This window comes from Stenomitos frigidus ULC18 (assembly GCF_003003795.1).
Taxonomy (GTDB): Bacteria; Cyanobacteriota; Cyanobacteriia; order Leptolyngbyales; family Leptolyngbyaceae; genus Stenomitos; species Stenomitos frigidus_A.
Genome location: NZ_PVWK01000142.1, coordinates 96,762 through 110,357, shown reverse-complemented (window position 1 = coordinate 110,357; position 13,596 = coordinate 96,762). Strand labels below are relative to the sequence as shown.

Below are 13,596 nucleotides of genomic sequence, written 5' to 3'. Positions count from 1 at the left end.
CAGAATTCACAACCACATTCTCTCTGTATAATTTCAGGAGATTCCCAAGTGAGCGCTAACTGCCATGACCGATTCCTTGCTCATTGCCAAAACTACCGCCACTCAAGGTAGCCATGACTGTTGTCTCGTACCTGCGATGGCAACCCGTCACGGACTGATTGCGGGAGCAACAGGCACGGGCAAAACGGTCACACTGCAAGTCATGGCTGAGCGCTTCAGTCAAATTGGGGTGCCTGTTTTTATGGCTGATATTAAGGGCGATCTATCTGGTATCAGTCAACCAGGGAGCGACAAACCGAAGATTCGCGATCGCATTCAGCAGCTAGAGCTTTTGGACTTTCAGTTTGCCAGTTGCCCTGTCGAGTTTTGGGATGTGTTTGGCGAGCAAGGTCATCCCTTACGCACCACGATATCAGAGATGGGGCCGCTGCTCTTGGCACGACTGCTGAACCTGAACGAAACGCAAGCGGGGGTGCTGACCATTGCCTTCAAGATTGCTGACGATTTGGGGCTATTGCTGCTTGATCTTAAGGATCTGCGATCGCTCTTGCAATTCGTTGGCGATAAGGCAAAGGACTTTAAAACTGAGTATGGCAATCTTTCGGCTGCGAGTGTGGGTGCCATCCAGCGGGGTCTACTCACTCTAGAACAGCAAGGGGGCGATCGTTTTTTTGGCGAACCGGCGCTTGACTTAATGGATTTGCTACAGACCGATGCAAATGGTCATGGCGTGATCAACCTCCTCGCGGCTAATCAGCTGATACAAGCACCCAAACTGTATGCCACTTTTGTACTCTGGCTGCTCTCTGAATTGTTTGAACAGTTGCCAGAAGTCGGTGACATGGATAAACCTAAGCTAGTCTTCTTTTTTGATGAAGCACATCTCCTCTTTGCTGATGCCTCTAGCGCCCTGCAAGACAAGCTGGAACAGGTTGTGCGTTTGATTCGTTCCAAAGGCGTTGGCATCTATTTCTGCACCCAAAACCCGACTGACGTGCCGCTAAAAGTGTTAGGTCAGCTGGGTAACCGATTGCAGCATGCGCTCCGAGCCTTTACGCCCCTCGATCAGAAAGCAGTTAAAGCTGCTGCTACCACCTTTCGCCCAAACCCTTCGTTGAACGTCGAGCAGGTGATTACAGCGTTGGGCATTGGCGAAGTGCTGGTTTCGTTTCTAGATGCACAGGGCATCCCGACCATTGTAGAACGTGCATTTGTGTTGCCGCCTCAAAGCCAGGTTGGTGCGATCGACCCTCAACAGCGTCAGCAGAGTGTCCAGGGCTCAGTCCTATACGGGCACTACGAGGCGGCGGAAGACCGTGAGTCAGCCTACGAGCTTCTCAAAGCGAAAGCAGCTGCAGCCGCTCAATCAGTTGCTCAAGCGGCTGCTCAGGCCGACGCTGAAAAACTAGCAGAGCAGGAGCGTAAACAAGCTGAGAAAGAGGCGACTCAGGCGCAGAAACTGGCAGAGAAAGCAGCGGCGGCTCAGGCAAAGGAAGAGGCTCGCCTGGCACGTGAACGTGAGAAGTTCCTCCTTAACCTTGCTGGCAATGCAGCTCAAGCACTAGGCGGTGGGTCTCAGGGCAAAAGTATTGTACGAGGCGTGCTAGGCGGTATTTTAGGCTCTAGACGACGGTAGCTTGTCAGCAGACTGGAGAGGTTGAACATACGTCTAAGCTAATCAACCTTAAAGCTGATCAACACTGAAAATGTTCTAGCCGCCGCTGCTTTTTGCCTTATAGCCCAGATTGATCAGAAACTCGACCACTTTTTGCTTGTGATCGCCCTGGATTTCAAGCTCCGTTTCTTTCAGCGTACCGCCAGCGCCACAATGGGCTTTGAGCTTTTTGAGCAGTTCTGTCAACGTCTCTGTATGAGCTTGAAAGCCACGCACGATCGTGACCGTTTTGCCTTTGCGTCCAGCGCGAGACGCTTCGACTCTCAGGTTCTGCTGGTTAGGTGGCAGGTCGGGGACGGCTCGTTTAAACGCGTCATCATTGTTTGCGTTACCAAACTCTGAGTAGACGACTCGTCCGTGATCAGAGGGTTTTGCCTTAGAGGCGTTAGCATTGGCGGGCTTTTGCTTGGAAGACATGACAAGACGCGCAGGATGACCATTGCAAGGTGCTAGCAATTACAATACTAGCGGCAATCATTGCGTTCGTTCGTCCTTTAGCCTGAAGGCAGCCGCTTTACCACCGTCACGAATCTGCTTGATGCGATCGCGCACGCGCTGCTCTTCTTTTAAGCGTCCACTGACCCGGTAAAGATCAGCCGCCCGCAGCAAGGAAATCAAGCCAGTGCGTGCGTCTCCCTGGGTAATCTGCTTGGTAGCGATCGCTTCATAGGCTTCAGGGGGCTGGAGCGGCGGTAGTGTAAGCGCCCGTGATGTTTGGCTCCTGGTAACAGCTGGCTCGACCGCGACTGGTGCATCGACGATAAAGAGACGGCTGGGAAACGTCGTAAATATGTGGCCATCCCAGCTGGCTACACGCCCCACCAGGCAAATGGGCCCCTCATCCACTTGAATGCCCCAATCGCTACTATAGCTATCGGTACCCAGTAAATAGCTCTTGCCAGGTTCGGCATACCAGTATTTAAAGATCCGTTTTGGCGCATCAGGATGGTAGAGCGAAACAATCGTCGCGGTTTGAGTATTGTTTACGATCTTGATGGGTCCGATTCTGCTATCCAACAGACCAGATTTAGTGCGCTGTTGCAGCGTTCCAGGCTCATAGGATGATGCACAGTTTTGTGCCTGTGCGCTCGGTTGATACACACTGAGCAGGAGCAACGCTGTCGTTGACAGGAACGCGGACGTGAGCATCTTTGCAGCAGGGTAACGTAACTGCGATAGGCCATCCGCCGGAAGCAAATCCTTTTGATCAATCATTATTTGCACTCATGAACGCCGTAGATAGCGCACCATTCAAAGCGAGCCAAGGGCTGATGTTGGAGAGGAGTCATCAATCCGTACAGGCTTATGGATACCTCTCCTTTCTACAGAAAAAGTGAGCGCAATCAGGATTTTGAGTTGCAACTTTAAGATAGTTTTGCGATCGAGAATGGGAGACTGGTGATCACGTTGCCAGGTCTTTATTTAGCCATTAGTGTTAAACCAGGAACGCATGGGCTTGAACTAGGGGAGGCACCTAACGTTTGGACGTTACTTCTTCACCCGTACGAGTGCCATCCGATTCGGCCTCCGGAGCGTCGGCGATCGCAGGCTTATAGGGGCCTCGGCGATAGCGTGCTTCAGCCGTTTTGATCACGATGTAGAGGACAGGTACGACCAAGAGACTGAGGATCGTGGCAACACACATCCCACCGACGATAGCCGTTCCCAGCGATTGTCGGGCACCAGCACCGGCACCTGTGGCAATAAAGAGGGGAAAGGCACCAATCACCGTGGAGATTGCCGTCATCAAAATTGGCCGTAGCCGATCTTGCGCTGCTTCCACTGCTGCTTTGGTAATGCTCCACCCTTCCGCATAAAGCTGGTTCGCAAATTCCACGATGAGAATGCCATTTTTACTTGCCATCCCAATCAGCATGACAAAGCCAATCTGGGTGTAGACATCATTGGCAGTCCCCCGCAGCAGTAGCGCAATCAACGCACCGAGAATTGCCAGCGGCACTGTCAGCAGAATGATGAAGGGATCGATGTAGCTCTCGTACTGGGCTGCCAACGTCAGATAAACAAAGATAATCCCTAGTGCGAAGATAAAGATGGCGCTGCCGCCCGCACTAACTTCTTCTAGCGATAAGCCAGACCATTCATAGCCAAACCCTTTGGGTAAGGTTTCCTTCGCGACTGCTTGCATTGCCTGGAGGGACTGCCCAGAACTAACACCTGGAGCGGGAGCGCCCGTGATTTCGACTGAGCGGAACAGGTTGTAGTGCGAGATGATGGACGGACCGATCGTTTGAGTTACTGTGACCAGATTACTCAGTGGAATCATTTTGCCTGTCTGCGATCGCACATAGAGCCGCTTAATGTCTTCGGGGTTGGAGCGAAACTGTTGATCTGCCTGCACATAAACCCGATAAGTACGTTCAAATTGATTGAAATCGTTCACATACGTGGAACCTAACGAGGTTTGCAGGGTGTTGAAAATATCCTGTAGTGGCACCTGAAGTTGGTTTGCCCGTGTGCGATCGACTTCTACTGAAATTTGGGGGGTATTCGCATTGAAGGTCGGTCGTAATCCAGTCAACTGAGCTTTGTCTGGAGAGGGATAGGTAGCAGCACGGCTCATAAACTTGTTAAGGTTTTCGCCAAGCACATTAAAGCCAAGCCCAGTACGGTCTTGCAGTTGAAAATCAAAGCCCCCGAAGTTACCCACACCCTGTAACGCTGGTGGCGCTACCGGAATCACCGTTGCTTCTTTGATGCCTAGCATTTGGGGGAATAGCCCTGATGGTTTAGGGAAGAAGCCACCGATGATCGCCTTCACAGACTGATCGGCTCCCTTGCGCTCTTCCCAGGGCTTGAGGGTTGAAAAAATCAAGCCATTATTGGGAGTGGAGCCACTAAAGCTAAAGCCACCGACCGCAAAAATATTTTGGACTTCCGGCTGCTGCTTGAGGATTGCCTCTGCCTTTTCCAGTACATTGCGCGTGTAGTTAAGCGATACGCCTTCTGGTGCCTGGACGATCGTAATAAAGTAGCCCTGGTCTTCATCGGGAAGGAAGCCACCCGGTACGAGCGTGTAGACCCAGCCAGTTAGCGCCAATGCCCCCGCGAACAGCCCCATGACTAACCCTTTGCGCCGCGTTACGTTACCCAGCAATCGGCTGTACCGTTGGCGGGTGTAATCAATCCCTACGTTGATACGGTTAAAGAACCAGTTGTTGGGCATTTGACCACGCCGCAGCAAGAGTGCTGACAATGTTGGGGTCAAGGTGATCGCATTAAAAGTGGAAACCGTGATCGAAAAGGCGATCGTCAACGCAAATTGTTTGTAAAGTTGCCCGGTGGTACCAGGGAAAAAGGCAACGGGGACGAAAACCGTCACCAAAACCACAGAGGTGGCAACAACGGCACCAATAAGCGAGTCCATTGATGAAAGTGCGGCATCTAGCGGTCGCATTCCATCTTCTTGAACACGCTTAGTGATATCTTCCACAATGACGATGGCATCATCCACCACCAACCCTGTTGCCAGCGTCAAACCAAAGAGGGTGAGTGTGTTAATTGAGAAGCCCAGCAGTTTGACGAAGATAAAGGTACCCAGCAAGGCAACTGGAATTGCGATGGACGCAATAAGCGCCGATCGCCAATTCTGCAAAAAGAGATAGATGATCAAGACCACCAGAACGATCGCCAGGATGAGTGAAATGATGACCTCTTCTGCACCTGCCTCAATAAAGGTCGTGGTATCAAAGGCAACGGCATAGCGCATTCCTGGCGGGAAATTCGCCGCCAGCACTTGCATTTCTGCCTTCACATCACGGGCAGTATCCAGCGCATTGGTACCAAATTGCTGATTAATGCCAAGTCCAATCCCCTGGTGTGTAATGCGGTCACTGGGCGTAAAGCGCAGCAAAGACCCGTAGTTTTCCGCCCCCAGTTCGGCGCGACCCACATCCCGCAACTTGACTAAAGTGCCAGTAGCGGTAGTTTTGACAACAAGGTCATTAAATTCCTCTGCATTTTTGAAGCGACCCTGAGCCGTGACGGCATATTGATATTGCTGTCCATCGTCAATCGGTGGTTGCCCGATCTGCCCCGCACCCACCTGGAGGTTTTGTTCTTTCAAGGCTGTGATCACATCCTGGGAGGTCAGTCCCCGACTAGCGAGACGCTCTGGATCAACCCAGAGGCGCATGGCATATTTCCGCTCACCAAAGGTTTGTACTCCACCCACCCCCTTAATTCGCTTGAGCGCATCAGCAATGTACAAATCGGCATAGTTGCTGAGATAGGTGCTGTCGTAAACGTCTTGTCCAGTTTTCTCGTCGCGATCGGAGTACATCCCGATCGCCAGCAGAAGGTTGCTGTTTGCTTTTGCTACCTGCACACCTGTTTGGGTCACGGGTCCTGGCAAACGTGATTGCACCGTGGACACCTTGTTTTGCACATCGACCGCTGCGAGATCCTGATCGCGTCCGAGTTCAAAGGTGAGATTAATGCTGCTAGAACCATCGTTAGCGCTGGTGGATTTGATGTACCGCAGGTCGTTGATGCCGTTTAGCTCTCGTTCCAAGATGTTGGTCACGGTTGATTCAACCGTTTCCGCACTAGCGCCAATGTAGTTGGAGGTGACTGTAACTTGTGGCGGCACAATATCAGGATACTGGGCGATCGGTAGCGTTGGAATACACGCAATCCCCAGCAGCGTCACCACGATCGAGCAAACTGTTGCAAAAATCGGGCGACGAATAAAGAAGGTTGAAATGGAGAGAATCATAAAGCACAGGTGTCCTGAGGAAACTGCCCGCTGTCAATAGTGATGTGCCATGAACTACGCACTCCTGCCCGCTAGCCCACTTTAAGTTGAGCCGTGGAAATTACTTTGGTGTGGCTGCCGCTTCTTGAACAATCAGACAATTTTGCAAGCTCAGGATGCCGGAAGTGATGAGGCGATCGCCTTTGCCAAGTCCGTCCTGCACTTCCTGCTCGTTGCCCACAATCTTGCCTAGCTTGACTGCCTTTTGAGCCACCGTTAGTTGTTCAGGGTCAACGTTAGTTGGTGGTGGTGCCCCCTCTCCCGCAGAGGCAGCTTTGCAGCCTGAAGCCTTGAACGACGTACCGACAAACACAAAATCCTTACCGCCTAACCGCGAAATCGCAGTTACTGGTACCAAAACACCCGGACGGGTTGACCAAATGACTCTCACGCGAGCAAATTGTGAGGTTCGTAGCTTGCCGCTCGAATTGTTAAAAACCGCTTTTGCTTGTATGGATTGCGTAGACGGGTCAACATCTGGCGCAATAAAAGACACCTTACCAGTTTGCAGTACTTTGCCTTGCTCATCCAGTAGTTGTACAGGCAACCCCGATCGCAAGGCAGGTGCCCTGTCTAAAGGAATTTGCATTTGCACCTCAAGCTGCTCGTTCTGCGTAAGGCGGAGCATTGGGGAGGTGTTATCAACAAAATCGCCCACCTTGACAGGAATGTTACCAACAACCCCCGAAAAGGGCGCTTTGATGGTGTAATACTGAAGCTCTGCTTGCCCTTCAGTCACATTTGCTTGTGCTTGCTGTAAAGTACGCTGGTTTTTTGCAACGGTTGACTGCGATCGCGCAATAGCTGACCGCTGAGCCTGTATATCAGCCTCTGTCTGCCTGAGGGTTGCGCGTGCAGTTTGCACCGCGTTTAGCTTTTGATCGAGCACTTGCTTGCTGCTGGCTCCCTGAGCAAACAGATCCTGATAACGCTTGTACTCACCCTCATTGAACTGCACATCAGATTGATTAGCTGTTCGCTTTGCCTGGAGTGATCGCAGATTATCTCGAGCGCTTGACACGTCGGACTGCGCAACCGAGATATCAGCATCAGCAGATTCTACTGCCGCATCCCGACTGGCAACCTGTGCTCGCTGTTGCGCTGCATCAATTTGAATGATAGGTGCCCCTGCCTCAACGCGATCGCCAGCCTTGACGTAAATAGCCGCAATCTGCCCCGACACCCGTGGCTGCAAAGTGACAGACTGGCGCGAATCAAGGTTAGCCGCATAGTCTGAGCTATCGGCAATTGGCGCTGTCTTTGGCGACGATAACTCAACTGGTGTTAGCTGTGGCTTCATGCTGCTGAAAATGAGTATCGGCATGATGAACCGACTGAACACGATCCACCCAACGCCTCCCAAAATTGCCGCTGCAATAAGGGCAGGTATCAGGAAACGTCGCCTCCCTCTGCGTGGTGGTTGAGGGTCACGCTCAGAATCTCCTACTGGCTTGGAACTGCCCCTCTCATGTGGAAAAGGTTGCCTATTATGATTTTTGCTTGTCCCTTCAACATTCATAGGGTTGTTCACTCACTTTAAAGGACTAACAAAGCGTAACCGTATGCTTTAGATGAGCGTCGCTTAAGAAGGACACAAGCCATTACAAAGTCAAACACTTAGCGTTGAAGCATCTCATTCCAATGATCATTGCTGCATGGCATACGAAATCTTTTAGATACGTATGAAATCTCGCTGTGGTCAGGTTATCGCAAGAGCGTAGAGCAGGCTTCACCTATTCAAGTCGCCCGATCGGAGGATTTCAAACTTGTGGAATAAAGAATAATGCTCGGCAAACCTGGATCAAGTGTACCAGCGCCCCTGTGTTTTGCCCATGCCGTGCTCTTGAAGAGACGCGATCGCTAGGAATGGCTTTAATGCACCGGATGAGCAAAGCATCGACTGATCAGCCTCAAAGAGTAAACGCCAAAGACTGTAACCTTATAGATTGACTGGTGTAGTTTTGGTTAGGACTACCGTTATTATTTCTACCATCAGCACCAAAGCGTAAAAAGCGCCCAAGCATTCATTGCCTCAAAACCTACAAACCACGCTTTAGCTTTGTCAAGTATAGCTTTCGCCACAGAAGTTAGGGCATCGGGTCGAAAGCTGGGTAAAAGGGCGATCGATTGATTGCCCTTCGAGATCTCCACCCTATTAACTGAGTTCTAGATTGTTTCAGACGCAACAGCAGCAGTGGGCTGCATCTGAGGTTGAAACTGGAACAACGAGTAAACCACATCACGACGGATTTCGGTCATCATTTCCAGGAAGATTTCGTAACCTTCGCTCTTATACTCGATCAACGGATCTTTTTGCCCGTAGCCGCGTAGACCTACCGATTCGCGCAGAGCATCCATCTGCTGTAGGTGTTCACGCCAAAGCGTATCAATCCGTTGCAGGATGAAGAAGCGCTCAGCTTGTCGCATCAATCCGGGTTGAATCTGATCAATTTGGGCTTCTTTGAGGTCATAAGCAATGCGAACTTGCTCATGTAAGAAGGTTTTAATTTCGCCGATCGTCATATCGATGAGATGATCCGGCTCCAGGTCAGACAACAAGTAAACAAATTCCTGCACCTTGCTGACCAGGCTCTTGAGATCCCACTCTTCTGAGGGCAGGTCTGGATTGACTTTGGCTTCGACGATGTCATCCATCGTGCGCTCAGCGTATTTGACGACTTGCTCTTTCAGGTCTTGCCCTTCCAGAACGCGACGACGTTCAGCATAGATAGCACGACGCTGATTATTCATCACTTCGTCGTATTCAAAAACCTGCTTCCGAATGTCGTAGTAGTAGGTTTCCACTTTGCGCTGGGCACCTTCTAGCGATCGAGTCAGCATCCCCGACTCGATTGGCATATCTTCTTCAACCCGGAAGGCATTCATCAAGCCCGCTACGCGATCGCCACCAAAAATCCGCAGCAGGTTATCTTGCAGACTCAGGAAGAATTTGGTAGAGCCAGGGTCACCCTGCCGACCCGCTCGACCACGCAACTGGTTGTCGATGCGTCGGGATTCGTGCCGCTCTGTACCGATGACGTGTAAGCCGCCCAGTTGAACCACTTCATCGTGTTCACGGGTCGTAAACGCTTCGTATTCTTTCCGAATCAGGTTGTAAACCTCGCGTAGCTTTTGCACCACAGGGTCTTCGGTGGGCGCTTTTTCCGAAGCAACGGCAACGCGATCTTCCGCTTCCAGTTCGGGTAGCGATCGCTCACCATATTGCTGTACGCCAACATCTACCGCTGCCTTCAGCAGTCGCTCAGTTTCTTTCGATAGAGACGTGGGATAAATTTGGGGCGAGGCTTTCCAGGATTTCACTTTTTTACCAGGAACAAAGCCCTGCCCACCACCACGACTAGCCGCTAAAGCTGGAACATCGGCAACACCAAAGGTATCTTCGTCCTCTGGTTGCACAATCCTGGGCATGAAGTATTCCCGGACTTTCAGACGCGCCATGTAGTCGGCATTACCACCGAGAATAATATCGGTACCACGACCAGCCATGTTGGTGGCGATCGTCACTGCGCCTTTGCGTCCCGCTTGGGCGATGATTTCTGACTCTCGCTCCACGTTCTCTGGTTTGGCATTGAGCAGATTGAGTGGAATGTTGCGCTCATTCAGCAGCCGAGCGAGGAGTTCCGACTTTTCAACGCTGGTGGTACCCACAAGCACAGGGCGACCCACTTCGTGCATTTGAGCGCATTCTTCGGCGATCGCATTCCACTTCGCGTCCTCGGTTTTGTAAACCACATCGGACAAATCACGTCGGCCAGTAGGACGATTCGTCGGAATAGTAGCAACTTCCAGGTTATAGATTTTGCCAAATTCCGCTTCTTCGGTCTTTGCCGTCCCCGTCATGCCCGCTAGCTTGGGATAGAGTAAGAAAAAGTTTTGATAGGTAATGGTTGCCAGCGTTTGCGTTTCGGGCTGAATTTCAACGCGCTCTTTGGCTTCGATCGCCTGGTGCAAACCATCACTCCAGCGACGACCCGGCATCACGCGGCCAGTAAACTCATCCACAATCACGATCTCGTCGTTGCGAACGATATAGTTCACATCATTGATGAACAGTTCTTTTGCCTTAATGGCATTGAAAACATAGTGCGCCCACGGGTCTTGCGGGTCAAACAAATCTGTCACGCCCAGAAATTGCTCTGCTGCAATAAATCCTTCATCGGCAAGGATTACATTCCGCTGCTTTTCATCTACTTCGTAGTGATTGTCAGGGTCATCTTCGTTCGCCTTGCGGGTGAGCGATGCCGCCACCTCTGCCGCGCGCACATACTTCTCACTCGGACGCTCGACCTGACCAGAAATGATCAACGGTGTGCGGGCTTCATCAATCAGCACCGAATCCACTTCGTCAATAATGCAATAGTTAAAGGGACGCTGCACCACATCGACCATTGCCGTCGCCATGTTGTCACGCAGGTAGTCAAACCCAAGCTCGCTGTTGGTAGCGTAGGTAATGTCGCACGCGTAGTTGCGCTGGCGATCGGCCGGAGTCATGCTCTGCTGAATCAGCCCTACGCTCAACCCCAGGAAACGGTGTACCTGTCCCATCCACTCAGCATCGCGTCGTGCCAGATAGTCATTCACTGTAACCACGTGGACACCCTTGCCCGCGATCGCATTCAGATAGGCTGGCAGCGTCGAAACCAGGGTTTTACCTTCCCCAGTTTTCATCTCAGCCAGGTGCCCTTTCACACGGCCGCCTTCGTTGTCGTGCAGCAGAATGCCGCCTAACACCTGCACATCAAAGTGGCGCATGCCTAACACTCGCTTAGCAGCTTCTCGAACCACTGCAAAGGCTTCCGGTAGCAGATCGTCTAGAGATTCGCCATTTTCAACGCGCTGTCTAAACTCTGCTGTTTTGCCTTGTAGTTCGTGATCAGACAGAGGTTGCACTTCCGCTTCGAGTAGGGCGACCTCAGTAATGAGCGGTTGGTACTTCTTGAGTTTGCGTACGTTGGGATCGCCCAGCAGAGTCTTAAGCATGGCAGAAAGAAACCAGTTCCTAATGTTTGGAAAGTGTGTTTGACAAAACGTTAAAATGCTTCGGTCAAAGCTTAGTAAGCCCTCGAATCGACAGGACATACCGCTAGGACGAACCTTTGAAGCCACAATTCGGTCTACTTTAATCCTATCACCGCAATTAGAAGGGGCAGGATGAAGGCTAAAGGCTAAAGGATTAGTCAATTGAGCCTTTAGCCTTTAGACTTCATACTTTCTTCCCTACGGCGCGTTCTGCCACTCGGCCGTGAGGCTGCGGAAATCGTATTTGCCAGCGCCAGCATGGCAAGAGACACAACTGCTCAGCCCTAATCGTGTCGGTAGCTTGACTTTAGGATGTAACGCTTTGAAGTAACGTGCTTGGTACACCCGATACGGAATGTCTTCATCTGCACCCTGAGGTCGCGAGAACGTACGGATGTACTGCCAGACAATTTGCAGATTGGGTGGAACGAGTGGCTGAATTTGGGCACCGTAATGCTGGGAATCTTGAATCAGTTGTCGCCAAGTTTCGGTTGGCATGACCTGGGGCGGCACACCAATATGGCAGCTCGCGCAATTCTCTAGATACAGATCTTGACCCAGCTTGAGGCTTTTCGGAACGACATCAACGGTGCCAATGGTGACTGGTGGCGCGGTGGTTGGCTGCACGGTGGTGGGTGCCGGCAGAGGTTGCGCGATGGGTTGGGACGCACGCGGTTCTTTTGCCTGTGCCAATCCCCATCCTAAACAAAGGCTCCAGGTCAACAGCAGGAGCAACAATACAATCGCCGATCGCCCTCGCCTGAGCGTCTGCCACCGATCGCGGGTCAATCGGAGGAGAGGGTAACGAGAACGTTGGCGGGCAGGATGGGGCATAGAAAGACGAGAATTTTTGAGTTACGAGCGTTAAGTCCTGGGCTGTCATCCAACCGGAAAACTAGAAACTGATAACTACTGTTTGTATTCTAGCTGGCGGTGGTCAAGCTTTCATGATGCATGAGTCGAAATTTTGGCAATGAGTTCCCTCTAAACAGACAAAGCCGCCGTCTTTGAAGTTAGGTTATGTAAAGTTAGATTATGTTCGTACCGTTATTACAGTGATGTGGGAATGGATTGTCGTCATATTCGGTTTTCTGACCAGAGACGTGTGGACTTGATCCAGCTTCAGGCGCTCTTCCAGGTGGCTACTTTTTGGGCGACCGATCGTTCTCTTAAAGATATGAGCCTGGCGATCGCCAACAGTGAGCCTGTGATCACCGCGTGGGATGGCGAACAGTTGATCGGTTTCGCTAGAGCGACCTCTGATGGTGTTTACCGTGCGACCATTTGGGATGTTGTGATTCATCCGCACTATCAGGGCGCAGGTTTGGGACGGAAGCTCGTCCAAACGGTGTTGAGTCATCCCAAAATGAGTCGCGTTGAGCGGATCTATCTGATGACCACACATCAGCAGTCGTTTTACGAACGCATTGGCTTTGAGTGCAACACCAGTACAACGATGGTGCTACACAATCAGCCGATTGACGCTCCGCGATCGCAGTCGATCGCTAGCCAGATATCGTCTTCAGCAGCCAGGTAATCAGCAGCGTTGCAATCGCAGCAATGCCGACAAGTAGCACGACCAACAAGAGGATGATCAGAACGACAAAGCCACGATTCGCGGCCTTTTTCGGTGATGGTGTCGCCACATGAGCTTCTAAAAGCGCCAAATTGCGACTATTCGCTTTCCAGGTTGCGTCAAACACATCCCCTAGCACAGGTAGCGAACCGCCAACCGAGTCGAGCACCAAATTCGTCACCATCTGCGTCAATGTTTCTCGTGGCAAGCCAAACCGAGCCGCCTCGATCACAATGTAAGCAGAAAGGGCTGCCCCAAGAAAATCGCCTGCACCAGGCAGTAGCCCCAGAATCGGGTCGAGCCCAACGCGAAAGCGCGTCCCAGGAATCGGAATCGCATTGTCGAGCAGATGGCTAACAAGACGAACACGCTTGAGTGCTGACGGCTTGTTGATGTTTTTAGGAATGGTGGACATAGTTCTGGGATAACGGCTATCCCCAGAATACCGATCCTGCTCTAAACTGCATCAAACTACAGTCATACATTTCAGCGAACACCTACTGCAGCCCGCTGTTGCACCGCTTCCTGCCC

Annotated in this window: 9 protein-coding genes; 2 read left to right on the top strand and 7 right to left on the bottom strand. The window is 51.5% G+C overall.

Features of this window, described 5'->3' with window-relative positions; translation table 11 throughout:
- The first annotated feature begins 64 nt into the window (after positions 1-64).
- Positions 65-1,636 (top strand): helicase HerA-like domain-containing protein, encoded by a 1,572-nt coding sequence (locus tag C7B82_RS26635; protein WP_106259822.1) that lies wholly within the window; start codon positions 65-67, stop codon positions 1,634-1,636.
- A gap of 75 nt (positions 1,637-1,711) precedes the next feature.
- On the opposite strand, the gene C7B82_RS26630 is transcribed toward C7B82_RS26635, so the two are convergent.
- The 6 genes from C7B82_RS26630 to C7B82_RS26605 form a co-directional block, all read right to left on the bottom strand.
- Positions 1,712-2,092 carry a translation initiation factor gene (locus tag C7B82_RS26630; protein WP_106259820.1) on the bottom strand — a complete coding sequence of 127 codons (381 nt, stop codon included), beginning with the start codon at positions 2,090-2,092 and terminating at the stop codon, positions 1,712-1,714.
- Between the two features lie 57 nt (positions 2,093-2,149).
- Positions 2,150-2,890 carry a hypothetical protein gene (locus C7B82_RS26625; RefSeq protein ID WP_106259819.1) on the bottom strand — a complete coding sequence of 247 codons (741 nt, stop codon included), beginning with the start codon at positions 2,888-2,890 and terminating at the stop codon, positions 2,150-2,152.
- A gap of 259 nt (positions 2,891-3,149) precedes the next feature.
- Positions 3,150-6,410, bottom strand: coding sequence for an efflux RND transporter permease subunit (locus tag C7B82_RS26620; RefSeq protein ID WP_106259817.1), 3,261 nt, complete (start codon positions 6,408-6,410; stop codon positions 3,150-3,152).
- Positions 6,411-6,510: 100 nt separating this feature from the next.
- Positions 6,511-7,773: an efflux RND transporter periplasmic adaptor subunit gene (locus C7B82_RS26615; protein WP_245940108.1), complete on the bottom strand. Its 1,263-nt coding sequence runs from the start codon at positions 7,771-7,773 to the stop codon at positions 6,511-6,513.
- Positions 7,774-8,615: 842 nt separating this feature from the next.
- The gene (gene secA / locus C7B82_RS26610) at positions 8,616-11,450 is read right to left on the bottom strand and encodes a preprotein translocase subunit SecA (RefSeq protein WP_106259945.1); all 2,835 of its coding nucleotides are present in this window, start codon (positions 11,448-11,450) and stop codon (positions 8,616-8,618) included.
- Positions 11,451-11,687: 237 nt separating this feature from the next.
- Positions 11,688-12,323 carry a diheme cytochrome C gene (locus tag C7B82_RS26605; protein ID WP_106259814.1) on the bottom strand — a complete coding sequence of 212 codons (636 nt, stop codon included), beginning with the start codon at positions 12,321-12,323 and terminating at the stop codon, positions 11,688-11,690.
- A gap of 232 nt (positions 12,324-12,555) precedes the next feature.
- Between C7B82_RS26605 and C7B82_RS26600 the strand changes: the two genes are divergently transcribed.
- Positions 12,556-13,026, top strand: coding sequence for a GNAT family N-acetyltransferase (locus tag C7B82_RS26600; protein WP_106259813.1), 471 nt, complete (start codon positions 12,556-12,558; stop codon positions 13,024-13,026).
- Here C7B82_RS26600 and C7B82_RS26595 read toward each other — a convergent pair.
- On the bottom strand, positions 12,995-13,480 hold the full coding sequence (locus C7B82_RS26595) for a DUF4112 domain-containing protein (RefSeq protein WP_106259811.1): 486 nt from the start codon (positions 13,478-13,480) through the stop codon (positions 12,995-12,997). The two genes, C7B82_RS26600 and C7B82_RS26595, sit on opposite strands and share 32 nt — an antisense overlap.
- Positions 13,481-13,596 lie beyond the last annotated feature (116 nt).